This window comes from Microbacterium sp. LWH7-1.2 (assembly GCF_038397755.1).
GTDB lineage: Bacteria > Actinomycetota > Actinomycetes > Actinomycetales > Microbacteriaceae > Microbacterium.
Genome location: NZ_CP151637.1, coordinates 1,214,844 through 1,238,077, shown reverse-complemented (window position 1 = coordinate 1,238,077; position 23,234 = coordinate 1,214,844). Strand labels below are relative to the sequence as shown.

23 protein-coding genes are annotated in these 23,234 nt (G+C 70.8%); 14 read left to right on the top strand and 9 right to left on the bottom strand.

The window, feature by feature from the left end:
• The first annotated feature begins 19 nt into the window (after window positions 1-19).
• Entirely contained in the window at window positions 20-724 is a 705-nt protein-coding gene (locus tag MRBLWH7_RS05950) for a lipoate--protein ligase family protein (protein ID WP_342000109.1), read from the top strand.
• Here MRBLWH7_RS05950 and MRBLWH7_RS05945 read toward each other — a convergent pair whose 3' ends face one another.
• Window positions 725-1,846 (bottom strand): epoxide hydrolase, encoded by a 1,122-nt coding sequence (locus MRBLWH7_RS05945; protein ID WP_342000106.1) that lies wholly within the window; start codon window positions 1,844-1,846, stop codon window positions 725-727.
• 100 nt (window positions 1,847-1,946) lie between these two features.
• Here MRBLWH7_RS05945 and MRBLWH7_RS05940 point away from each other — a divergent pair, with 100 nt between their 5' ends.
• Window positions 1,947-2,942, top strand: a complete 996-nt coding sequence (locus MRBLWH7_RS05940; protein WP_342000103.1) for a YafY family protein — start codon at window positions 1,947-1,949, stop codon at window positions 2,940-2,942.
• Here the strand turns inward: MRBLWH7_RS05940 and MRBLWH7_RS05935 are convergent.
• Window positions 2,915-3,841, bottom strand: coding sequence for an Lrp/AsnC family transcriptional regulator (locus MRBLWH7_RS05935; protein ID WP_342000100.1), 927 nt, complete (start codon window positions 3,839-3,841; stop codon window positions 2,915-2,917). The two genes, MRBLWH7_RS05940 and MRBLWH7_RS05935, sit on opposite strands and share 28 nt — an antisense overlap.
• Before the next feature lie 219 nt (window positions 3,842-4,060).
• On the opposite strand from MRBLWH7_RS05935, the gene MRBLWH7_RS05930 reads away from it, so the two are divergent.
• The 6 genes from MRBLWH7_RS05930 (at window position 4,061) to MRBLWH7_RS05905 (ending at window position 10,769) form a co-directional block, all read left to right on the top strand.
• Window positions 4,061-5,383, top strand: a complete 1,323-nt coding sequence (locus tag MRBLWH7_RS05930; protein WP_342000097.1) for an MFS transporter — start codon at window positions 4,061-4,063, stop codon at window positions 5,381-5,383.
• A gap of 40 nt (window positions 5,384-5,423) precedes the next feature.
• On the top strand, window positions 5,424-7,115 hold the full coding sequence (locus tag MRBLWH7_RS05925) for an amidohydrolase (RefSeq protein WP_342000095.1): 1,692 nt from the start codon (window positions 5,424-5,426) through the stop codon (window positions 7,113-7,115).
• Window positions 7,112-8,773 (top strand): thiamine pyrophosphate-dependent enzyme, encoded by a 1,662-nt coding sequence (locus MRBLWH7_RS05920; RefSeq protein ID WP_342000094.1) that lies wholly within the window; start codon window positions 7,112-7,114, stop codon window positions 8,771-8,773. The genes MRBLWH7_RS05925 and MRBLWH7_RS05920 overlap by 4 nt, the downstream gene beginning before the upstream one ends.
• Entirely contained in the window at window positions 8,770-9,735 is a 966-nt protein-coding gene (gene speB / locus MRBLWH7_RS05915; RefSeq protein WP_342000092.1) for an agmatinase, read from the top strand. The genes MRBLWH7_RS05920 and speB overlap by 4 nt, the downstream gene beginning before the upstream one ends.
• An 89-nt stretch (window positions 9,736-9,824) precedes the next feature.
• Entirely contained in the window at window positions 9,825-10,292 is a 468-nt protein-coding gene (locus MRBLWH7_RS05910; protein WP_342000090.1) for a hypothetical protein, read from the top strand.
• A gap of 45 nt (window positions 10,293-10,337) precedes the next feature.
• On the top strand, window positions 10,338-10,769 hold the full coding sequence (locus MRBLWH7_RS05905; RefSeq protein ID WP_342000088.1) for a DUF2809 domain-containing protein: 432 nt from the start codon (window positions 10,338-10,340) through the stop codon (window positions 10,767-10,769).
• 146 nt (window positions 10,770-10,915) lie between these two features.
• Here the strand turns inward: MRBLWH7_RS05905 and MRBLWH7_RS05900 are convergent, their stop codons facing one another.
• Window positions 10,916-11,635 carry an NAD(P)-binding domain-containing protein gene (locus tag MRBLWH7_RS05900; RefSeq protein ID WP_342000086.1) on the bottom strand — a complete coding sequence of 240 codons (720 nt, stop codon included), beginning with the start codon at window positions 11,633-11,635 and terminating at the stop codon, window positions 10,916-10,918.
• Between the two features lie 62 nt (window positions 11,636-11,697).
• Here MRBLWH7_RS05900 and MRBLWH7_RS05895 point away from each other — a divergent pair, with 62 nt between their 5' ends.
• A complete protein-coding gene (locus tag MRBLWH7_RS05895; protein ID WP_342000084.1) occupies window positions 11,698-12,672 on the top strand; it encodes a L,D-transpeptidase in 975 nt (324 codons plus the stop codon).
• Between the two features lie 24 nt (window positions 12,673-12,696).
• Here MRBLWH7_RS05895 and MRBLWH7_RS05890 read toward each other — a convergent pair whose 3' ends face one another.
• Window positions 12,697-13,785 carry an FUSC family protein gene (locus MRBLWH7_RS05890; RefSeq protein WP_342000082.1) on the bottom strand — a complete coding sequence of 363 codons (1,089 nt, stop codon included), beginning with the start codon at window positions 13,783-13,785 and terminating at the stop codon, window positions 12,697-12,699.
• A 137-nt stretch (window positions 13,786-13,922) separates the two neighbouring features.
• On the opposite strand from MRBLWH7_RS05890, the gene MRBLWH7_RS05885 reads away from it, so the two are divergent.
• Window positions 13,923-14,930: an aldo/keto reductase gene (locus MRBLWH7_RS05885; protein WP_342000080.1), complete on the top strand. Its 1,008-nt coding sequence runs from the start codon at window positions 13,923-13,925 to the stop codon at window positions 14,928-14,930.
• Window positions 14,931-15,006: 76 nt separating this feature from the next.
• Here the strand turns inward: MRBLWH7_RS05885 and MRBLWH7_RS05880 are convergent, their stop codons facing one another.
• Window positions 15,007-16,926: a glycosyl hydrolase family 28-related protein gene (locus MRBLWH7_RS05880; RefSeq protein WP_342000077.1), complete on the bottom strand. Its 1,920-nt coding sequence runs from the start codon at window positions 16,924-16,926 to the stop codon at window positions 15,007-15,009.
• Window positions 16,927-17,043: 117 nt separating this feature from the next.
• Window positions 17,044-17,631 (bottom strand): GNAT family N-acetyltransferase, encoded by a 588-nt coding sequence (locus tag MRBLWH7_RS05875; RefSeq protein ID WP_342000075.1) that lies wholly within the window; start codon window positions 17,629-17,631, stop codon window positions 17,044-17,046.
• A 50-nt stretch (window positions 17,632-17,681) separates the two neighbouring features.
• Here MRBLWH7_RS05875 and MRBLWH7_RS05870 point away from each other — a divergent pair, with 50 nt between their 5' ends.
• Window positions 17,682-18,479, top strand: coding sequence for a glycosyltransferase (locus MRBLWH7_RS05870; RefSeq protein WP_342000072.1), 798 nt, complete (start codon window positions 17,682-17,684; stop codon window positions 18,477-18,479).
• Between the two features lie 8 nt (window positions 18,480-18,487).
• On the opposite strand, the gene MRBLWH7_RS05865 is transcribed toward MRBLWH7_RS05870, so the two are convergent.
• Window positions 18,488-18,919, bottom strand: a complete 432-nt coding sequence (locus MRBLWH7_RS05865; RefSeq protein ID WP_342000069.1) for a DUF1294 domain-containing protein — start codon at window positions 18,917-18,919, stop codon at window positions 18,488-18,490.
• 41 nt (window positions 18,920-18,960) lie between these two features.
• Between MRBLWH7_RS05865 and MRBLWH7_RS05860 the strand changes: the two genes are divergently transcribed.
• Window positions 18,961-19,389, top strand: coding sequence for an SRPBCC domain-containing protein (locus MRBLWH7_RS05860; protein ID WP_342000066.1), 429 nt, complete (start codon window positions 18,961-18,963; stop codon window positions 19,387-19,389).
• 38 nt (window positions 19,390-19,427) lie between these two features.
• Here the strand turns inward: MRBLWH7_RS05860 and MRBLWH7_RS05855 are convergent, their stop codons facing one another.
• Entirely contained in the window at window positions 19,428-20,228 is an 801-nt protein-coding gene (locus MRBLWH7_RS05855; RefSeq protein WP_342000064.1) for an alpha/beta hydrolase, read from the bottom strand.
• A gap of 50 nt (window positions 20,229-20,278) precedes the next feature.
• Here MRBLWH7_RS05855 and MRBLWH7_RS05850 point away from each other — a divergent pair, with 50 nt between their 5' ends.
• Both MRBLWH7_RS05850 and MRBLWH7_RS05845 read left to right on the top strand, forming a co-directional pair.
• Window positions 20,279-20,578: a DUF1905 domain-containing protein gene (locus MRBLWH7_RS05850; RefSeq protein WP_342000062.1), complete on the top strand. Its 300-nt coding sequence runs from the start codon at window positions 20,279-20,281 to the stop codon at window positions 20,576-20,578.
• A 68-nt stretch (window positions 20,579-20,646) separates the two neighbouring features.
• A complete protein-coding gene (locus MRBLWH7_RS05845; RefSeq protein ID WP_342000060.1) occupies window positions 20,647-21,705 on the top strand; it encodes a DUF2510 domain-containing protein in 1,059 nt (352 codons plus the stop codon).
• A gap of 76 nt (window positions 21,706-21,781) precedes the next feature.
• On the opposite strand, the gene MRBLWH7_RS05840 is transcribed toward MRBLWH7_RS05845, so the two are convergent.
• Window positions 21,782-23,167: a DUF222 domain-containing protein gene (locus tag MRBLWH7_RS05840; protein ID WP_342000058.1), complete on the bottom strand. Its 1,386-nt coding sequence runs from the start codon at window positions 23,165-23,167 to the stop codon at window positions 21,782-21,784.
• Window positions 23,168-23,234 lie beyond the last annotated feature (67 nt).

Genomic DNA, 23,234 nt, shown 5'->3' with positions numbered 1-23,234 from the left:
CCGTGAGAGTGTGGGGCGCATGACCATGCTCGACCCGCTGCCGCCGAAGGGCAGGGTGCTCGTCATCCGCCAGGAGGAGCGAGCGGATGCTGCGACCGACCTCGAAAGGTCCGCCGAGCTCCTGCGGGCGGTGGCGACCGGCACCATCGCGCAACCGCGCGTCGTGCGCCTGTACAGCCCGGTGCCGACCGTCGCGATGAGCCGCCGCGAGAGCCGCATGCCCGGGTTCGACATGGCACGACGGGCATCCCAGGAGCGCGGCTTCACACCGGCCATCCGTCCCACGGGCGGACGCGCCGTGGCGTACGACGAGAGCTGCATCGTCTTCGACGTGGTCGCGCGCGAGGCCGACGGAGCGATCGACCAGGTGCGGTTCTTCCGCGAGATCGGCGACGCGCTCGTCGTGGCGATGCGCGGGCTCGGCGTCGACGCCCGCGTCGGCGATGTGCCCGGGGAGTACTGCCCCGGCGAGTTCAGCATCAATGCGCGCGGCGCCGTGAAGCTCATCGGAACCTCGCAGCGCGCCGTGCGCGGCGCACGACTGCTGAGCGGGATGCTGCCGCTCGGCGCCGTCGAGCGGTTCACTGACGTGCTCCTCGCCGTGAACGCGGCACTCGAACTCGAGTGGGACCCGGCGACCTTCGGCACGCTTGCCACGGAGGTGCCGCGTATGCCGCGGGCGATGGTCGAACGCGCGCTGATCGCCGCGCTCACGGGCGCATGATCAGCGCAGCGGTCCGAAGAAGGCGCGGAGGTCGTCAGCCAGCACGTCGGGCATCTCCATCGCGGGGAAGTGCAGTCCGCCTTCGAATTCGGTCCAGCGCCCGTCCGCCGGGAAGGGCAGGACCCGGCGGACCGTCGGATCGGCGCCGAACACGGCCGCTGCCTGCGGCACCTTCGACGGCGCGCCCCAGTCCTGCGAGTGCGCCTGGTCGTAGAGAGTATGCGCTGCCGACGCGCCCGCCCTCCCGAACCATGCAATCGACACCAGCGTGAGGATCTGGGCGGGTTCGAGGTCGACGTCGGTCCAGTCCTGCAGCTTCTCGGCGATCCAGGCGAGCAGGAAGACCGGCGAGTCCGTCAAGCCGTAGCCGATCGTCTGCGGGCGGGTGTTCTGGATCGCAAGGTATCCCGACCCGTCGTTCCGGAAGGCGTCCATTCGCTCGAGAATCGTGTGGTCGGTCGCGTCGTCGGGGTCGAGGCTCTCCGCGAGACCGGGGAGGAAGGTCGCCGTGTTGGCGGCCGTCATCGGATCCGTGACGAAGTGCACGCCGGTGACGTGCTCGGGGTCGAGCCCCGCGACGAGGCCCGACACTCCGGCCCCGATGTCGCCGCCGTGCACGCCGTAGCGGTCGTAACCGAGGCGACGCATGAGCTCGACCCAGGCCCGCGCAGTGCGGCCCATCGCCCAGCCTGCGCCGCTCAACGGCGTCGAGAAGCCGTACCCGGGCAGTGCCGGCGCCACCACATGGAATGACTGGCCGTCTCCGGACGTGGTGAGCAGCTCGATCAGGCGTTCGAACTCGGCGTTGGAACTGGGGAATCCATGCGTGAGGAGCAGAACGGGGGCGTTCTCCTCCTCTGCCCGTGCGTGGAAGAAGTGGATCCGCTGGCCGTCGATCTCGGTGATCGACTGCGGGATACGATTCAGTCGCGCCTCGACCGCCCGCCAGTCGAACCCATCGCGCCATCGGTCGGCGAGGGCGCGCAGTTCGGCCGCGCGAATGCCCCGCTCCCGCCCGTCCGCGGGCGACTCGTCGGGCCAGCGGGTGGTGTCGAGGCGGCGCCGCAGGTCTTCGAGCTCATCGTCGCTGACCGCGATGCTGTAAGGCGTGATCTCGTCCATCGTCTCTCCTTCGATTCTCCGGGCGCTTGTGCGTCCACTGAGCCGAAGTTATCGTGCGATGCGGAACAGTTCGTTCCGCAATCGATGGGATCGTTGACGGGTGCTGGAAACCTCGGCGAGGCTGCTCCGCCTCCTCTCCCTCCTCCAGGTGCGGCGCGACTGGACCGGCCCGGAGCTCGCGGAGCGGCTGGACGTCACCACCCGCACCGTGCGCAATGACGTGGATCGCCTTCGTCGCCTCGGCTATCCGGTCGAAGCGAGTCCGGGTGTCGCCGGCGGGTACCGGCTCGGCGAGAGCGCGACGATGCCGCCCATGCTGCTCGACGACGACGAGGCGGTCGCCGTCGCCCTCGCGCTCAGGACCGCGACGTCGGGCGCGGTCGAGGGTGCGGCCGAGGCATCCGTCCGTGCCCTGCTCAAGCTCCAGCGGCTGCTTCCGTCACACCTGCGTGAACGCGTCGAGTCGCTCCGCGTGTCGGCGCTGTCGGTGCCGTCGCCCGAGACGGCGGTGTCGCCCGACCTGCTCGTCGCCATCGCCGCCGCGTGCCGCAACACCGAGCGGGTGCGGTTCGACTACGTGTCCCACGACGGAAGCCGGAGCCGTCGCGACGTCGAGCCGTACCGGCTCGTCGCGGCGAACTCGCGCTGGTACCTGTTGGCTTGGGAACCGGCACGCGACGCGTGGCGAACCTTCCGCGTGGATCGCATCGACCTCCGGCCGCCCGTCGGTCCGCGGTTCGTGCCGAAGCCCCTGCCGCCCGATGAGCAGATCGTCGAACACGTGGCGCGCGGCGTCGCCACGGCGACGTGGCACTACCGCGCGCGGGTCGTCGTCCACGCCTCCGCCGATCACGTTCGTGGGTTGATTCCCGTCCGTCTGTCGATCATCGACCAGGGCGACTCCCGGTGCGAGATCGTCGTCGGTTCCGACGATCCGCGCACGCTCGCGCTCTACCTCGGCATGCTCGACGCCGAGTTCGAGGTGGTGAACGCGCCCGACCTGCGCGTCGCGCTGCACGAGCTGGCCGCGCGCTTTCAGCGGGCAGCGGGGACTGACGGCCGGGCCCATCACCCGGTGATCGACCCGAGCGGCTGAGGGATGCCGCCGCCGGCCGGCCGTAGCGTCCGGGCGTAGTCCTCCTTGAGCACCGCGAGGTGGAACCACGCCTCGACCCCCGAGACGCCCGGGATCGCGCGGATCCGCTCCAGGCTCGCGTACAACGCGCCGGCCGACGGTTCGACGAGCGTCGTGACGACGTCGAAGCGGCCCAGGGTGCGTGCGGCGAAGTCGACGCCCCGCCACGTGCGCAGCGCCTCCGTCACCCGGTCGTCGGCGTCCGCGAGGTTCAGGCCGACGCCCATCGACAGCTGGCGGTGCACGAGGCCGCGCGCCTCCACCGCGCTGATCTTGATGACGCCGCCGTCGACGAGCCGCTGCACTCGTGTCGTGACCGCCGAGGGGGAGAGCCGCACGGCTTCGCCCAGTGCGCGGTAGCTCTTGCGGCCGTCGCGCTGGAGCTGCTCGATGAGCGCGGTGTCGATCGTGTCGACGGTGACGTCTCCGTGGTACTCCGACACGAAGAACCCCTTGACCACGTCGGTGTAGATGAGCGTGTTGATATCGGCCACGCCGGGGAGCGCCCGGATCTGCGCGAGCAGGTCGTGCAGCGCGGGCATCGATCCGAGCCGCACCTCGGTCACGAGGTCGTACGCACCGCCGACGGCGGAGACCAGCACGGTCTCGCTGAGTCCGCGAAGGTGCTGCGCCACCGGCTCGACACCGCCCTGCGTGCGGATCGAGACGTGCGCGAGCACGTGCTGCCCGAGGAACACCGGGTCGACCGCGGCGACGACGCGCACCGTGCCGTCGGCGAGCATGGCGTTCAGGCGCGTCGAGACGGCGGCGCGCGACTGACCGAGGCGCCCTGCGAGCGTGTGGATGCTGGCGCGGCCGTCGACCTGCAGCTCGCGGATGAGTTCGGCGTCGAAATCCATCGCGATCCTCGAATTCGTCGATTTCCCGGGGAACGCACGGCGTGGTGCGCAGAATCCGAGTCTAGAACGACTCGGACAGGACGCATCGCGTGATTCTGCGCGACATGCATGACAGAACCCCAGTGGATGAAGGCGCGCGCTGGAGTTCTGCCCTTGCCAGCAGCATCCGTTCGTCCTTAGCCTTCATCGCATCCCCGATACATCCGCAAAGGAGCGGTCATGACTTCCACCACCAGCAGGGCGCGGCGCGCAGGCATCGCCGCGTTCGTGGGAACCACCATCGAGTGGTACGACTTCTACGTCTACGCGACCGCCGCCGCGCTCGTGTTCGGACCGCTCTTCTTCCCGAGCGGTGACCCGCTCGCGCAGACCGCCGCAGCGTTCGCGACATTCGCCGTCGCCTTCCTCGTGCGCCCGCTCGGCGGCATCATCTTCGGCCACATCGGCGACAAGCTCGGCCGCCGGGTGTCGCTCGTCATCACGCTCCTGCTCATGGGCGTCGCGACCGTGCTCGTCGGGTGCCTTCCCACCTACGAGACCATCGGCATCGTCGCGCCGATCCTGCTGATCCTGCTGCGCGCGCTGCAGGGCCTCGCGGTCGGCGGCGAGTGGGGCGGTGCGGTGCTGATGAGCGTCGAGCACGCACCGGCCGGCAAGAAGACGTTCTACGGCGGCTTCACGCAGCTCGGCAATCCGGCCGGCGCGCTGCTGGCCTCGGGCATCTTCGCGATCATGTCCCGCTTCGGCGAGGACTTCATCATGGACGGGGGATGGCGCATCCCGTTCCTGCTGTCGATCGTGCTCGTGGGGGTCGGCTTCTGGGTGCGGTACCGCGTCGAGGAGTCGCCGGTCTTCGAGCAGAAGGTCGAGGGCCGCAAGCAGAGCATGCCGCTCGCCTTCGCGCTGCGAGTCAACTGGAAGCCGATACTCCTGGGCATCGGGCTGCTGCCCATCTCGACCGGCGGCTACTACCTCGCGACGACGTTCGCGACCGCGTACGCCACGGGCGAGCCGATCAGCATGAGCCCGCAGCTCATCCTCGACGCCATGACGATCGCCTCGTTCATCGAGTTCGTCGTCACGCTGCCGGTGGCCTGGCTCGGCGACAAGTGGGGCCGCAAGAACATCATGTACATCGGACTCGTGACCTCGGTGCTCACGTTCGTGCCGTTCATGCTGGTGCTGCCCGGCAAGATCGAGCCCGTCATCTTCCTGATGGCGTCGCTCGTGCGCATCGCGATGAGCGCCACGTACGCGCCCATCGCCGCGATCCTCGCGCAGATGTTCCGCCCGCAGGCGCGCTACACGTCGATCGCCCTGTCGTACGGCGTGGGAGCTGCGATCTGGGCCGGGTTCTCGCCCTGGTTCGCGACGATGCTCATCGCCTGGACGGGCAGCGTCTGGTCGGTCATCTTCATGTTCATCGGAATGGCCCTCCTCGCCGGTCTCTGCACCTGGCTCGCGCCGCAGCACTCCGACGAGGCGCCCGTGACGGACTCGTTCACGCCGCGCACCGACACCACCGCGGCACGCACGCTCTGAGCCCGGAACCGCCCGCTCTCGAATCGAACCCGAGGACAGCATGAGAAAGCTCGCCCCCTTCGACCGTCCCGCGCAGCAGACGCCACGGCTGGTGATCGCGGCCGCGATCCACACCGTCGACGCGCAGGCCAGCACCGCCTCCGCGATGCTGACGGACCGTGGCAGGATCGTCGCGATCGGCACGGCGGAGGAATGCCGGAATGCCGCCGCTGCCCTCCGCCTCGACCCCGACGTCGTCGACCTCGGTGACGCGGTGATCGTCCCCGGCTTCGTCGACGCGCACGCCCACCCGCTCATGTACGGGCAGCTCATGACCTGGGTGGACTGTGGTCCCGAGAAGGCCGGCAGCATTCCCGAGATCGTGGCGCTCCTGCAGGCGGCGGCCGCGGATCTCCCGCCAGGGCGCCCGGTGCGGGGGTACGGCTACGAGCACCGCAATCTCGCCGAGCAGCGGCATCCGTCCCGATTCGAGCTCGACGAGGTGGCGAACGACCGCGAGGTGTACCTGATGAACGCGTCGGGGCACGGCGGGGTCGTCAACTCGTACACGTTCGAGATCAACGGCGTCGACAGGGACACCCCGAACCCCGAGGGCGGCGAGATCTTCCGCGATGCCGACGGCGAGCCGACGGGCGAGATCTCGGATGCCGCGTGCAACATGCTCACCGGCGTGCACGGTGTGAAGATCGGCCACCACGGACCGAATTTCCACCTCGCCGACGAGCCGGACGAGCACCTGCGGCAACTGGATGTCGCGACGCAGCGCTTTCTCGCCGGGGGAGTGACCACGATCGGCGACGCGCAGGTGTCCCGCCGCGAGTTCGACATGTACCTGCGGCTCGCCGAGGCCGGGCGCCTCCAGCTGCGCGTGTCGATGTACCTGCTGTCGCACCTGCTCGACGAGGCGCTCGAGATGGGGCTCGTCGGTCAGTTCGGCAACGCGCACCTGAGCTTCGCCGGCATCAAGCTCTACGCCGACGGCACGCTGGGCGGCTGGACGGCGTACTTCCCCGACGGCTACGTCGGCGATCCGTGCCGCACCGGCCAGCTGTACCACGAGCCCGCCGAGTACACCGAGCTGATCCGCAAGGCGCACGGGGCGGGACTCCAGACCGCGACGCACGCCCAGTCGCCGACGGCGATCGAGATGGTGGTATCGGCGATCGAGGCGGCGCTCGCCGAGAACCCCGACGACGACGCCCGCCACCGCATCGAGCACTGCGGGCTGCCGACACCCGAGCACATCCGGCGGATGGCGGCAGCGGGCATCCGTCCCGTCAATCAGACCCAGCACTACTTCAACTGGGGCGAGGGCGTCGAGCAGGCGATCGGCACGCCGGGGGAGCGGTTCAACCCGCTGGGCGAGTTCGAGGCGGCGGGGGTGCCGTTCACGATCTCGTCCGATGCGCCGGTGGCCGAGCCGATCCCGCTCGAGGCGATCCAGACCGCCGTCACACGTGTGACACGGCGCGGGCACAAGCTCGGTCCCGACAGCCTCCGGGTGTCGGCGGACGCCGCCCTCCGCGCGCACACCTACGAGGGCGCCGTGTCTCTCGGTCGCGAGGACGACCTCGGCTCGCTCGAGGCCGGCAAGTACGCCGACTTCGTGGTGCTCGGCGCCGACCCCCTGGCCGTAGAGGCGAGTGAGATCTCGCAGATCCCGGTGCTCGAGACGTGGGTGGGCGGCGAGCGCCGGTACGCGTCGGTGCGGGTGGAGGCACTGGCGACATGAGCGCTATCGCCGACCAGTACGCCGACACGACCGGCCGCGCCGTGCTCGAAACGGTGCGGAGCTACGGGGTGAGCGCCGTCTTCGGCATCCCGGGCACGCACAACCTCGAGCTGTACCGTCCGCTGGCCGATCTCGGCATGCGCGCGGTGACGAACCGTCACGAGCAGGGCTCGGGGTACGGCGCCGACGGCTGGGCGCAGCAGACGGGGCTCCCCGGCGTCGTCATCACCACATCGGGTCCCGGCCTGCAGAACGCGATGAGCGCCATCGGCACGGCGTTCTGCGAGTCGCGGCCGCTGCTCGTGATCTCGCCCGGTGTCGCGCTCGGCGCCGAGTTCCGCGTCGTCGGCACGCTCCACGAGACGAAGGACGCCACGGCGATGGTCGGCGCGATCGCCGAGTGGTCGCGCCGCGTCACGAGCGCGACCGAAGCGGTCGACGCCGTGCACGACGCATTCGCGCTGTTCCGCACCGGGCGTCCGCGGCCGGTGCACATCGAGATCCCGCTCGACGTGCTCGAGGCGCCGGCCGACGTGCCGACAGCGGCTCGCGACGCTCGTCCGTCTCCCGCGCCGGTTCGCGGTGACGCGAGGGCCATGCGCGAAGCCGCTGCGCTGCTGACGGATGCTGCGCGCCCGGTGATCGTCGCCGGGGGCGGCGCCACGCGCGCCGGCCGCGCCGTCACGGCGCTCGCCGAGCGCCTCGGTGCGCCGGTCGTCACGACCCTGAACGGCAAGGCGACCGTCGACGAGCATCACCCGCTGTCGCTGGGCTCGAACCTGCGCCTCGAGGCGGCGCGCCGCGTCGCCGAGGACGCCGACGTGCTGCTCGTGCTCGGCTCGAAGCTCGGCGAGGCCGAGCTGTGGACGCCCCGGCTCGACGCACGCGGCGCCGTGATTCGCGTCGACATCTCGGCCGCGCAGGTGCACAAGAATCTCGACGCCGCGGTCGGCATCGTGGGGGACTGTAGAGCGGTCGCCGAAGACCTCCTCGCCGCGCTCCCCGACGCTGCGGAGAGGCCCCGCGACCTCGCGGCCGAGCGCGCCGCGATCGCCGCCGAGACGGCGTCCATCCTTCCCGAGACCGTCGCGCTCGCCGAGACCATCGCCGCCGCCCTTCCGCACGATGCGATCGTCGCGGGCGACTCGTCGCAGATCGTCTACCTGGCGCTGGCGAACGTGCTGCGCCAGTCCTGCCCGCACTCGCTGCTGTACACGCCGACCTACGCCACCCTCGGGTACGGCCTCCCCGCCGCGATCGGCGCACGCGTCGCCCAGCCCGCCGAGGGCGGCCGCCCCGTCGTCGCCGTCGTCGGTGACGGCGCGCTGATGTTCTGCGTCAACGAGCTCGCGACCGCGGTGGAGCAGCGACTCGACCTCACCGTGGTGTGCGTCGACAACGGCGGCTACGCCGAGATCAAGCAGAACGAGGTGGACCGCGGCATCCGTCCCGTCGGAGTCGACCTCGTGCAGCCCGACTGGGTCGCACTCGCGAACGCGTTCGGCGCGACCGGCCGCCGCGCCGAGACCGCGGACGAGATCGGGTCCGCGCTCGCCGACGCCATCACCGCCGGGGGCGTGCAGCTCGTCCACATCCCGCAGGGCGCACGGCCGCAGCATCCGTCCACCGAATCCTCCACCCCGAGAGGGAACTCATGACCGACAACCACGAGCCCGTCGGCCCGGTCGACGCGTCCGTCTACCCGCGCTACGCCGGCATCGCCACGTTCGCGCGACTGCCGCGCATCGAAGAGGTGCCGCGCGCGGACATCGCGATCGTCGGCATCCCGTTCGACACCGGCGTCAGCTACCGCCCGGGCGCCCGGTTCGGCCCCTCGCACGTGCGCGAGTCGTCGCGCCTGCTGCGTCCGTACAACCCCGCGCAGGACGTGTCGCCGTTCGCGGCGGCGCAGGTCGTCGACGCCGGCGACATCCCGGCGAACCCGTTCGACATCGGCGAGGCGGTCGCCGACATCGAGACCGCGGCCACGGCCCTCGGCGAGCGCGTCGACCGGATCGTCACCGTGGGCGGCGACCACACGATCGCGCTGCCGCTGCTGCGGGCGGTGAACAAGAAGCACGGACCCGTCGCGGTGCTGCACTTCGACGCGCACCTCGACACGTGGGACACCTACTTCGGCGCCCCGATCACCCACGGCACGCCCTTCCGACGCGCGAGCGAGGAGGGGCTCATCGACCTCACCGCGAGCTGCCACGTCGGAACGCGGGGCCCGCTGTACTCGAAGCAGGACCTCGACGACGACGAGCGCCTCGGGTTCTCGATCGTGTCGAGCGTCGACATCGAGGAGCGCGGCATCGAGGCCGCGATCGAGCGTGTGCGCCGACGGGTCGGCGACAGGCCGCTCTACATCTCGATCGATATCGACGTGCTCGACCCCGCCCACGCCCCGGGCACCGGAACCCCCGAGGCCGGCGGCATGACGAGCCGGGAACTGCTCCGGATGCTGCGTGCCCTGAGCGATCTCAACGTCGTGGGCGCGGACGTGGTCGAGGTGTCGCCCGCGTACGACCACGCGCAGCTCACCGGCATCGCGGCGAGTCACGTCGTGTACGAGCTCGTCACGGTGATCGCCGCGCAGATCGAGGCCGCCCGGAGGTGAGTCCTAGCGCGCACCTTGCCGGGTGACAAGCCCCTCCACGGAGCGTTCCGCCCGTCGCAGGCTGGAAGGACCCCAGAAGGAGGACCGCCATGAGCGACCACATGGACACCCCCGAGCAGAACCCCGGCGCCGGCACCCCGGCCGACGCCCGTCAGAACGTCCCGCAGAGCGACACCTCGCAGCAGAACGCCGAGCGCGAGGCAGCCGCCCGCCAGGACGCCATGCGAGGCGACGCCGTCTCGCACGGCGAGATGGAGCATGAGGCCGTCGAGCACAGCGCGACGACGGACCACGACGTGATCCGGCGCTGGGCGCAGGACCGGCACGCGATGCCGGCGACCGTCGAAGGCACCGAGCACGACGGGAACGTCGGCGAGCTCCGGCTCGACTTCGATTTCGGCAACGACCTCGAAGACCTGCGACAGGTCAGCTGGGACGAGTGGTTCCGCGCGTTCGACGAGCGCGGACTGGAGTTCGTCTTCCAGGAGACCACTCGGCCCGACGGATCGCCGTCGAACGACTTCCACCTCGAGCCGGCGGGTCACACGCGCACCTGACGCTCGATCACCGGGCTGCGACCGCGGGTGCGTGAGACTGAACGCATGGGTTTCACGCGCGCCGAGCTGGAGTCGTCCCGCGGGGGCGGCAGCCCGGACACGCGCCGTATCGTCGCGGCGCTGCTGCTCGTCGCCGCCGTCGCCGCCGGGCTTCTGGTGCACGCGCTGCTCCCGGATACGGCGGTGACCGACATCGCCGGCGACGCGCTCTACGCCGTGGCGGCGTACCTGGCGGTGGTCCTGCTCGCCCCGCGTCTGCCCGCGCTCGGCGCGGGCGCGATCGCCACCGCCTGGTGCGTCGCGGTCGAGCTGTTCCAGCTGACGGGACTCCCGCTCGCGTGGGGAACGAGGTTTCCGCCGGTGATGCTGGTGCTCGGCACGGTCTTCGACGCCCGCGACCTGCTGGTCTACGTGGCGACGATCATGCTCGCGACCGCGGTCGATGCCTTGCTCCACACAGCGTCGCGACCGCGCTGAGGCGTTTCGACTCTGCGTTTCGACTCGCAGGCTCGCTCAACGACCGCGTCCCTCGCTCGCTCAACGAGCGGTACCTGGACACACCCGCTCGTTGAGCGGAGGGCGCTCTGGCGCCCGCAGTCGAAACGCGTGAGCGCGGCGCACGGTCACGACCGCTCTGGCTCCGCGGCGCGCGCACGCGCGACCATGATCCCGCGCTGCGAGGTCGGGAACCGCGCGAGCATCGCCCGCAGCTGGTCCGCATCGACGTCGGCGCCGAAGGCCTCTGCGCCGGGCTCGAGCATGATCCCCGCGGCGAGAGGCCCCGCCAGCACCGGGTCGAACCCGAGATCGTCGACGAGTCGCATCACGACGTCGACGTCGGCCGCCGAGTCGCCGGCGACCGCGATCGCCTTCCGCCCGGCGGCGCCGGCGGGCCGCGCCTCCTCGTCCAGGTCTCGGTAGCCCATGTGGTTGAAGGCTTTCACCACCCGCGACGCGGGCAGGAACCGCTGCACCGTCTCGCTCGTCGTCGTGCGCAGGTCGCCGAAGTCGGCCCGCAAGCCGTCCACCTCCCACCAGTAGTTCATGGCGTCGATCACGAGCTTTCCCCGCAGCCCCTCGGAGGGCAGCGTGTGGTGCTGGGGGAGCGGCAGCGCGAGCACGACCGCATCGGCGTCGTGTGCGACGACGGATGCCTCGGCCGCAACCGCGCCCGGAGCCACCGCCTCGATCGTCCCGGCGATCCGCGCCGGGTCGCCCGACCCGGCGATGAGCACCCGGTACCCCGCGGCGCGTGCCAGCCGTGCGAGCACCTGGCCCACACGCCCGGCCCCGATGATCCCGAGAACCCGGATCGGCCGCTCCTGATCACCCTGACTGCTCACCGGCCCAGGCTAACGAGCGGCAGCGGGTTGCAGCATCCGTCATCGCCACCGACGATGGGGGAATGGGGGATGCCGAGACCGACGGCCCGGGGGCGGACGAGTCTGCCGTGCCGCAGGGTGACGAGCGCGTGCCGTCGAGGCGACGACTGTGGGTCTGGGCCCTCATCGCCCTCGCCGCGATCATGCTCGCGGCCGGGTTCGCCGCCGCCCTGCTGCTGCGGCCGCCGCCCAACGGCCCCGCCCCCGCCCCGACCCCCACCGCGGCCGCATCTGCCGCAGCCACGCCGAGCGCCGAGCCGACCCCGACGCCCACGCCCACCGGCTTCGCCGCGAACACCGCCTCCTACGACGTCTCGACCCTCCCGCAGGTCAACGTCTTCGCGGTCATCCCCGCGCTTCCCGTAGACGATGCGGCGTACGCGACCCCGCTTCCCGTGCGGGCGGCCGCGAAGGGGATCGGTGCCCCCGTCTGGGCAGACCCCACGGCACAGCCGGTCGCGTACCTGCCGCACGAGTACTCGTACGACGGCACCACGGTCCCCGTGGTCGAGGAGCAGGAGAACTGGGTCAAGGTGCTCCTCACCGGGCGCCAGGCTGTGCCGTCGCAGGGCAACCCGGCGCAGACGACCGGCTGGATGCGCAAGAGCGACGTCGACCTCGCGCCCACCGACACCAGCGTCGTCGTGAGCATCTCGGGCCGCACGATCGACATCGTCCGCGCCGGCGTGCCCGAGCGCATCGCCTCGGACTTCGCGTGGGGCACCGACCGCACACCCACGCCGCTCGGTCGCGCGTTCATCATGACCACCCGCGTCGTGCCGGAGTACTCCTACACGCGCGGCCATCCCATCGTGTACCTGTCGGTGCAGTCGCCGGTCCTCGACGGCTTCGGGGGAGCGGATGTCGCGGTCACAGCGTTCCACTACCACGACGATCGCTCGGGCGCGATCTCGAACGGATGCCTCCGCGTCGACCCTTCCGCGATCACGAAGCTCTCCGAGCTCCCGCTGGGAACCCCGGTCATCGTCAACCCGTGACGGACGTCGCGAGGCGCCCGCGCCTCACACGAAGGGCCGGGACACGTCGATGATGCGCCGCAGGCACAGCTCCATCGCCGCGCCCGTCGCGATCTCCGCGCGTGTCCCGGGCCGGGGCATGCCGAGCGCCCGCTGGTAGTCCGCCAGGGCATCGCCCGCTTCACGGAGCCGTTGCGGAGCGTCCGGGTCGCCGAGCGGGGTCGCGACGAGGTCGGCGGTGCTCCTGATCGCGCCGGCCAGCTCGTCGCGGACCTCCTCCGCGAGCGACGCGTCGTCGGCCGCTTGCAACTCGAGCAGGAGGTCGATGAGCTCCTGGGTGAGGAAGGCCGTGCGGTCGAGCGCCGCCATGCGGCGTGAGTTCTCCTCGCGCTCGCCGCGGTGGCGGCGGCGACGGGGATTCGCTCGAGCGCTCTCCTCCGCCTCGTCGACCTCCGCGGTGACGGTCTCGCGTGTCTCGGCGAGGGTGCGCATCGCCGACTCGAACCGGTCGGCGCCGATGCGCTCTTCGGTCACGGCGTCCGCCGCGTCGTCCAGCACCCGGGTCACGGTGTCGCGCAGCGCCGAGAGTCGTTCGCTCGCCCTGCGCAGGTACAGCGGCGGCACGACGAGGAGGTTGACGACGATCCCGACGATCACTCCGAATGCGGTCGTGCCGAGGTACGAGACCGAGAACTCCTCGGGGTCGGTGGCGCCCCCGATGAGGAGCACGAACAGCGCGGCCAGTGGCGCCCAATCCCCGCCGTCCCCGAGCAGTCGCACTCCGCCCAGCAGCACGCCGACGCCGATCACCGTGCCCAGCACCACGCCGCCCGGCACACCGAGACGCAGCGCAGCGACGCCCGAGAGCCCGAGCCCGATGCCCACCGCGAGGCCGACCAGCACCTGAAAGCCCACCCGGGCGGAGCGGGCCACCGTCGGGTACATCGTGACGAGGGCGCCGAGCGGCGCGTAGTAGGAGTACTGGTCGTCGAGGAAGGGAATGAGCGGCGCCAGGTACCACGCCAGCACGGCCGCGAGCGACGTCTTGATGGCCAGCAGCAGTCTCGGCTGCTGGGCGAGGCGCGCCGTGTACGAGGCGGCGCGGCGCAGGGTCGGGGTGCGCTCGGCGGTCAAGGCTCTGCTCCTTCGATCCCGGCCACGCTAGTCCGCGTCGGCGCTCCCCGCCCGGGGATTGCATCCCGCAGCCTCGCGCACTAGACCTCGTGGGATGCTGGAACACGACCCCCACCCCTCGACCCCGGAGGATCCTCATGCAGCAGCGCGCACTCGGCCGCACCGGACGCTCGGTCTCGGCCATCGGCCTCGGAACCTGGCAGCTCGGCGCCGACTGGGGCGCGGTCACGGAGGAGGACGCGACCGCGGTGCTCGCAGCATCCGTCGACGAAGGCGTCACCCTCTTCGACACCGCCGACGTCTACGGTGACGGGCGCAGCGAGTCGCTCATCGGCCGGTTCCTCACCGCCCGGCCCGGCCACGGCATCACGGTCGCGACGAAGATGGGGCGGCGCCTCGCGCAGGAGCCCGAGAACTACACGCCTGAGAACTTCCGCGCGTGGACCGACCGCTCCCGCGCCAACCTCGGAGTCGACACGCTCGACCTGGTGCAGCTGCACTGCCCGCCGACCGCGGTCATCGACGACGGTGCCACGTACGACGCGCTCGACGAGCTCGTCGCCGACGGCGCGATCGCGGCGTACGGCGTCTCGGTCGAGACGACCGCACAGGCCCTCGCGGCGATCGCCCGCCCGAACGTGACGAACGTGCAGATCATCTTCAATCCGTTCCGCCTCAAGCCTCTCGATGAGGTGCTGCCCGCCGCCGAGGCGTCCGGTGTCGCGATCTTCGCGCGTGTGCCCCTGGCGTCGGGCCTGCTGTCGGGCAAGTACACAGCGACCACGACGTTCGCCGCGGACGACCACCGCACCTACAACCGCCACGGCGAGGCGTTCGACCGCGGCGAGACGTTCTCGGGCGTCGACTTCGAGACCGGCGTCCGGGCGGCGGGCGAGCTCGCCGGAACCCTCCCCGCCGGCGTGTCGCTCCCCGCCGCCACGCTCGCCTGGATCGCCTCGCGCCCCGGCGTCACGAGTGTCATCCCCGGCGCGCGCAACGTGCGGCAGGCCGAGGCCAACGCCGCTGCGGCCGCTCTGCTCGACAGCGCTCTCGAAGATCCCGGCTTCGACCTCGCGGCGTTCGACCGCGTGGTGCACGACGTCTACGACCGCGACCTTCGCGCGGCGATCCACCCGCTCTGGTGACCTGGCGGCCCTGAAGCCCGGATGCCCCGACCCCGCGCAGCGCTCAGGGCCGAGGCATCCGGTTTCCGGGGGGTCTTCACGGGGCCGGGTAATCCACCACGAACTGCGGGGTTCCCGTGTTGGTGCTGTCGGCCTGGCCGCCGACACCGTTCACGACGTGCTGGACCGTGCCGGCGGACAGGTTCACCGTCATGATGTGGTGCAGGCGGACGCCCGGGGTCTCGGGCACCTCGAACCCGTTGGCGGTGAGGATCGACGGGTTGTTCTGGTTGAACACGTACACGCCGGCGCCGTCGAGCTCGTGATTCTCGACGTGGTCCGCCACCTTGTAGCCCGGGTAGCCGAGCGTGCCGTTCGGCTGCGTCCAGTCCGCCTGCGTCGGCGGGTCGTACGGCAGCTCGTTCTGGTACAGGATGACCCGGCCGTTCTCGCCGTTCCACAGGGTGTTGTACGTCTGGAAATGCTCGACGAACAAGCCCGTCGCGGTCACGTCGTCACCGTTCACGATGACGCCGGTGGTGCCGGTGTTGGTGGCCCAGCGCTCGTTGTCGCCGTTCACACCGTCGGTCGGGTCGAAGCCCTCGACGCCGTGGTCGCCACGCCACACCCAGGTGTGGTCGATGAGCACATCGTCGGCGTTCACTTCGAGTGCCGTCGTGGTCTTGCCGATGTGCGGGCCGCCGACGCGGAAGTACACGTCGCTGAGTGTGATCGGGTTGCTCGCGTCGAGCTTCTTGCCGCCGTGGGGGTTCCCGACGCGCAGCAGCACCGGCGAGAGCGTCTCGCCCGCGTCGATGGTGACGCCCGCGACGACGATGCCGTCGGCATCCTTCACCTCGAGCGGAACCGCGCCGTTCACCGCCGTGAGCGTCGCGTGCCCGAGGCCGAGCACGACGGTGTTCGCGCGCTTCACCTCGATCGACTGGGCGACGTCGTAGATGCCGGGCGTGAGGATCAGGTTCTGGCCGCGCGCGAGCGCGTTGTTGATGTCCTTCACCGAGTCCGACGGGGTCGCGATGTAGAAGTCGGAGATCGGGATGCTGCGTCCCGCCGTCTCACCCGCGGCCCAGCTGATCCCGCTCGTGTCGCGCTGCGCCGCCGGCACCCGCACGTTGTAGCGGCCCTCGTCGTCGACGTACAGGTACGGCTTCTCGCGGCTGACGGGCGTCTCGTCGATCGTCGTGTACGGCGGGTCGGGGAAGCCCGCGTCGTCGGGGGCGCCGACGACGCCTGAGAACACCTGGTTCCAGACGCCGTTCGACCAGCCGGCGACCTCGCTGTTTCGGATCAGCCACTGCTGCTGCGAGCCGTTCACCACGAACGGCAGGCGCGAGTCGGCGATGAAGCCGCCGCTGGCGTACTGCGGGCCGGCGGTGCAGTAGTCCATGAGCGACAGGTTGCCGCCCGAGATGTCGAGGCGTCGCATCGACACCGCCTGCGACACGGCCCAGAACTCGGCGCTGGCGCGGCAGCCGTCCTGGCCCGCTTTGTCGATGTCGATCGACAGGTTCGAGATCGTGCGCCAGAAGTTCACGAGTGCGAGGCAGTTGCCCGTGCCGCCGTCCGCCAGGCAGCGGTTGTAGACCTCAACGGCGCCGTGGACGGTGACGTCCCCGGGCGACGCGCCGAGGCCCGCGACCTCGGTGTAGTAGCCGACCTTGACCTGCAGCGGATCAGCGGCCGAGCCGTACTGGCCGGGGAGGAAGTAGACGGCCTTGCGCGTGGTGCTCATCTCAGCGTCGACCTGCTGCGCGTGCAGCGCGTCGAGATCCGACTGGATCTGGGCCACAGGAACGTCGGGGGAGTAGATCGTGACGTTCGGGCCGAAGTCCGGGTGGAAAGGGTCGACGGCGCGCGGTGGCGCGGCGACCGCGGGCGTGGCCAGCAGGGCGCTCGCGACCAGCGCGGTGCCGGTCACCACGCTGCCGATGCGCACGGCGCGGGCACGTCGACCCGATCGCGCGCGCGACGGGGTACGGAAAACGGGGGCGGGCATGGAAAGTCCTCTCCGTTGAGGTGGGGGCGGCGGGGATTGCCGCTTGCTTACCGGACTGTAACCAACCGTGGGAGCGGTCTCAAGAGCCAGTTTCGGGCGAGCGCTTGCTGATTCGTTTCACAAGTCGAGGCGCATGACGAGACGCCGTTTCGTCGGATGCGTGACCTCTCGGAAGCCGGCGGCGAGGAACGGACCGACGGGGCCGACGTTCATCTCGTCCCAGATCACCGCGCTTCCGCCCGTGAGCATCGGATACCCCTCCACCGCCGCGGCTCCGCGCTCGCGGGCGTGCTCGACGGCGGCGGCGACGAGCGGATAGGTGAGTCCCAGGCGGCGATGCCCCTTGCGCACGATCATGCACGCGATCGCCCACACCGAATCGTCGTCCGGGTCTTCGTCGCGGCCCTGCCAGGGAACGGGTGAGCCGCGAACCCGCCCGTACACCCCTCGCCGGTCGACCGCGCACCACGCGACGGGCTCGTCGTCCTGGTAGGCGACGATGCCGATCGTCTCGGTCGCGCGCGGGTCGTCACAGTGCGTCTCGGCGCGGAGGATCGCGGCGCGTTCCGCCTCGGGCATGTACCACCAGTCGCGGTCGCCGAGGCGCTGCCGCTGGCACTGGCATCGGCGCGCGGCGCCCGTGAGGACGGCCTGCAGGTCGTCCCACGAGGCCTCGTTGGCGGGAGCGAAACGCAGTCCGTCCATGTCGGCAGGGTAACGCGGCCGTCCGACACGCCGGGAGTATGGTGTGGCTTGTGCCCCTCGCCCCTCGCGTCGCCGTGGTCATTCCGTGCCGGAATGACGCGGGTTATCTCGACGCGTGCCTGGCCGCACTCGCCGCGCAGACGCATCAGCCCGACATCGTGATCGTCGTCGACAACGCCAGCACGGATGCCTCGGCCGCCGTCGCCCACGCCTACGACGCCGTCGTGGCATATGAGCCCGCCATCGGCATCTGGCCGGCCGCGTCCCGCGGCTACGACGCGGCGCTCGAGCACGCCGACATCATCGCGCGGCTGGACGCGGACTCCCGCCCGCACCCGGACTGGATCGCACGACTCGTCCGCGCATTCGTCTCGGATCCCACGCTCGGCGTGCTGACCGGCGGCGCCGAATTCTATGGCGGCACGGCGGTCCAGAACTACCTCGGCGAACGCTGGTACATCGGCGGCGGCCACTACTGGATCAAGAAGTGGCTCGGCATCCCGCTGGTGTTCGGCTCGAACTTCGCCATGCGCACGCGCGTATGGGAGCGCGTGCGCGACCAGGTCGACCGCGGCAACGCGCGCATCCATGACGATCTCGACCTCACGATCCGGCTCCGCCTGTCCGACGGCGTCCGCTACGACCCGCAGTTGCGCATGCCCGTGTCGGCACGCCCGGTGCAGACGCTGTCCGGGCTCTCGCGGCGGGTGTTCCGGGTCGCGTCGACGTTCGCCGCGAGCTGGCCCGAGGGCGCCAAGTGGCGCCGGGCCGAGCCGTCCCGAGTGGCGTCCGCCTCGGGCGAGTGGATGCCCGAGGGTGACGACTGGGCGCCTGAATACGGCCGCTGACGCCCGACTCAGCCGCCGAGCGCGGGGGCAGTGAGGTAGACGTACGCCGCCAGTGCGAGGATGTTCACCCCGACGGTGCCCCAGAAGGCACGGCGGAACGATCGCTTGCGAGTCTTGTGACGGAACACCTGCTGCGCGACGAGCGCGCCCGGCCAGCCGCCGACAAGTCCGAGGATCAGCAGCGTCTGCTCCGAGATGCGGTTCGCCTGGCGCTGCGCGGCCGACTTGTCGATGCCGTAGGCGGCGAACGCGACGATGCTCGCCGCCACGTAGAGCGCCGGCACCCACCACGCGAGCCCGAGCGCGACGTATGCGCCTGCGAGGGTCGCCGCGAAAGCGACGAGCGTGATCCAGCTGAGCGCCGCGGGCAGCGGCTTCGAGAGGTCGCGGCCCGGCCGCTCCGACGTGGCGAGGGAAGCGCGAGGGCGCGGGTTCGACATGCGCACGATCCTATGGGTGTGGGTCGGCGTACGGTGTCACCATGCATGAGCTCACCGAAGAGGCGCTTGTCGCAGCATCCGTCGATGTCGCATGGCGGGAATTCACCGTCGCGGGTCGTCTGTCGGAGTGGTTCTGGCCGCCGCGCTTCGAGACGACCGCGGTCGTCGAGCTGCGCGAGCTCGGTCGCTGGGAGGTGCGGTCGGTGCCCGTCGACATGGCGGTCGAGGGTACGGTGCTCACCTTCGAGGCGCCGCACGCGTTGAGGCTCGGGTGGCGGTGGGCGGGGGAGGAGCACACCACCGACGTCGAGGTCGAGCTGCAGTCGGCAGCGGATGCCACGACCCGGGTGATCGTGCGGCACTCCGGCTTCGCCACCACGGAGGAGCGCGACAACCACATCGACGGCTGGTCGAGCTGTCTGCAGCGCCTGGTGGATCGCCACGGCGGCGCGCCGGGCGAACACCTGTAAGAGCTCCGGGTCACGGGACGGCGGATCGGGCGGCGACGTCAGGCGCCGGCCGAGCGCTGCTCGTGACTGCTGCGAGCCGCCGCGATCAGCACCGCGTCGAGCTCAGGACCGGTGCAATCGTGGCCGGCGTCGGGGATCTCGATGAGGCGCGCGTCGGGAAGCGCAGCGACCACGTCGAGCGCGGCCTCGCGGGGGCTTCGCGCGTCTTGCGCCCCGCGCACGATCACCGTGGGCGTGCGGATCGAGGGGAGCGCGGGGCGCAGGTCCAGCGTCATCACCTCGAGCAGCGCGGCCGTGGTCGCCGGGCGCCAGTCGTCGAGGAGCGCGCGCGCCCGAGCGCGCCGCTGGGGCATGGAGCCCGGCGCGAAGACCGAATCGAGAAAGTCGTCGGCCCACTCCTCGACGGGATGATCGATGGTGAACCGCGCCGCGTCCGTTCGTTGAGCGAGCGCCTCGGGGTCGAGTGAGCCACCCCATCCGGCGTAGGCGCCCACGAGAACGAGACTGCCGACGACGTCGGGGTGATCGCGGGCGAGCAGCAGCGCCACCACCGATCCCATCGAGAACCCGGCGACGCACGGCGAGGTCACTCCGAGTGCGATGAGAAACGACGCGGCCGCGTCGGCCCAGTCGCGGTCGGTCCATCCGGCCGGAATGTCGTCAGATCCACCGCATCCCGGAGCGTCCCACGCGATCAGGTCGACCGAGGCGGTGAGGCGGTCGAACTCGTCGCTCCACGCCCTCGAGTCCTCGAAGGCTCCGTGCAGCAGCACGAGCGGTGCACCGCGGCCTTCTCGTCGGTACGCGATGCGGATTCCATCGGCCACGATGGCGGCCATGCCCGAAGCATACGCTCGCCGCGTCGGACCTGCTCGCTACCCTCGTGTTCGTGATCATCGAGTTCGACGGCGACGTGTTCCGGTGGGACGCACGTGAGGATGCGGCCTGGTTCTTCACGTCGGTGCCGTCCGAGCTGAGCGAGGAGATCCGTGAGATCCCGCGCCCGTACCGCGGATTCGGCTCGGTGCGCGTGCGGGCGCACATCGGCCGCAGCGAGTGGACGACGTCGATCTTCCCGTCGTCGGACTCCGGGTCGTACGTGCTTCCGTTGAAGAAGGCGGTGCGCGACGCCGAGGGGCTTGTCGACGGTGGCCCCGTGACGGTGAGGATCGAGGTGCTCGACGGCTGATCACGTGGTGCTCTCGGTCCCCGGCTCCGGTATGTTTGCGCTCGAGAATCACTGTGCTGGGGAGCATGATGACGGACGGGTCTCAGGGGGGACCGCCGCCCGGATGGTACGAGGACGACTCGCGTGCTGACCGCCTGCGGTGGTGGAACGGCGCTGCGTGGACGGAGGACTACCGTCCGCTGACGACGGATGCTGCCGCCACGGATGCCACGGACGTCGCGGGTGGTGCGAGCACGGCGCATGGCCCGCCGATGAGTCGGGCTCAGTTGCGTGCGCAGCGGGCGGCGGATTCGGATGCGGCGGGCGTGGATGCTGCTCCTGGCGAAGCGTCGGAGGTTCCCGGTGCGGCGGCTGCGTCGCCCGAGCTGGCGTCGGTCGCCCAGGAGCCGCATGAGGCTGCGGTGTGGCCGGCTCCGTCGTCGCTGGGCGACGAGTCGCTCGAGCCTTCGCACGCGGAGGTGGTCGAGGCATCCGTCCCGGTTGCCGCTGAGCACGAGGAGCCGCATGCGGCCGCGGTGTGGCCGGCTCCGTCGTCGCTGGCTGAGCCCGCTGCGGCCCGGGAGGAGGCATCCGTGGATCCGCCGTCCGTCGCGCCGGAACTCGAAGGCTCTGCGCCCGCCCCGACGCCGCCTGCCGCTTCGGCTCCTCGTGCGTCGGCACCGCACGAGGTCGCGACGAACGGCTCCCGGGTTGCGAAGGGCGAGACCTTTCCCGACCAGATCGTGCCCCGGCGTCCCGCGCCGGTCGACGATCGGCTGCCGACGCCGATCGTGTATCAGCCGATGTCGAGCTCGTACGTCGGGGAGATGCGTCCGCCACTTCCCGAGGCTGCTCCGGCGAACATCCCGGCGCGCGCGTCGATCGTGCTGATCGTCGTGGCCGCGCTCGGCGGCTTGGCGGTCGTGTTCTGGCTGAGTGGCTGGAACGAGTCCGTGGCGGGCCTGGTCAGCCTGGTCAGCGTGGCGTTCGCCGCCGGCGCGTTCTTCCTCGCGATCGGCGGGTTGATCGTGGCGACGCAGCGCCGGACGAGCAGGCTCATGTCGGGGATCGCCGTCGCCGTGTCGATCGGGCTCGTGGCGTGGCTTGCGATCGTCGCCACGCAGCAGGCACTCGCGATCTTGAACTGAGGGCGCGTGTCGTTCGCGCGTGCGACCGCGCCGTCGTGCGGCGCCGCCGAGTGCGGGCGTTGCGGTGGAGCGTGCGTCAGAACGGTGGTGGTTCCACCGGGACCGTCAACGAGGTGGGCGACACCCACGATCTCGCGCCGGTGATCTCATCGCGATAGAGCACCCATTTGCTCTTGGTCTTGATCACATGGTGTGGTTCGCAGAGCGGACCCGTGTTGGTGTCGGCGGTCTTCCCGCCGTACTGCCAGTCGAGCAGGTGGTCGATGTCGCAATCTCGGGCGGATCTCATGCATCCCGGCCCGGTGCAGACCTGGTCACGGACCCCGAGCCACCGTCGCAGCGCGTTCGGAACGCGGTAGGTGGTGCGGTCGACGTCGAGAACCGTGCCGGTGACGGGGTGGGTGAGGATGCGGACCCAGCTGGTTGCGTCACCGGCAAGCCGCCGCGCGGTCTCGGTGTCGATCGGCCCGTAGCCGTCTAGCGTGGCCGGCTCGTCGTCCTGTCCGAGAAGTGTCAGGACCGGCACCGTGATCGCCACGGATGCGCGCGCACGCCAGGTGCCGGACTCGGCGGCGTGCGACATGCCTCGTGCGGTGAGGTCGACCACGATGTCTGCACGGAGCTGTGCGAGCGTGCGCTCCTCACCTTCCTGGGCGCGTAGGTGTCGGGCGAGCGCATCCGCGTACCGTTCAAGAGCGATCACCTGGTCGGCAGTGGTGAACACCGTGTAGGAGGCCATGCCGTCGGCCTCACGCTGGAACCAGACGTTTCGCTCGTCGTTCGCCCGCTTGTGCCGCTCATCGATGTGCTCGGGGTGCACGAGTTCGCGGACGACCCTGGCCCGCACGCGGAACTTTCCCGGCGCGAGCGTCTGCGCCGACCCGGCGAGCTGCTCGTCGAACTTCGCCCAGGCGTCCTTTGCACGAGCGGGGAGAGTCGCGGCCTGCGCCGCCGCCGTCGCCGCGTTCTGCGCGACGATGCGCCCCGACCGGAACGCCTCCCAGATCTTCGGGCATCGCTCGCGCAGCGTGTCGGCGTGCGCCGCCCGGGTACGAACCGCGTTCTCCGACATACCCAACCGCACCGAGAGCTCGAGTGCCGCGGCTCGCACCGCGATGTTCCGCCGCTCGGCGCGCACGGCCGCCGCGGACCGTCCCTGCGGATCGAGCCACGCAGGATCCAGCGTCGGATCCGGGCCGACCCACGGATCAGGGCAGGCTGCCGCATCCTTGAGCACATTCGCGATTCCCGCGTACTCGTCGGCGACGAGGACTCGAGCGCGGGCGTTGATGCCCTCGAGTTCATGCATCGCGGCAGTGTGTGACTCGCCGCTGGCGTCGAGCTCAGCGACGTCGAACTCTGGCGGCTCGATGCCCAGTTCGAGCGCCTCTGCCTCCGAGAGGAAGCCGTCGGGATCGTCGATCCACGGGTCCAGCTCGTCCAGTGGCGATGAAAGGTTCACATGTTCAGACTACGGAGGGGCTCCGACATTCGACCAAAGCTACGAGGCGACGGCGCGACAGATGCCG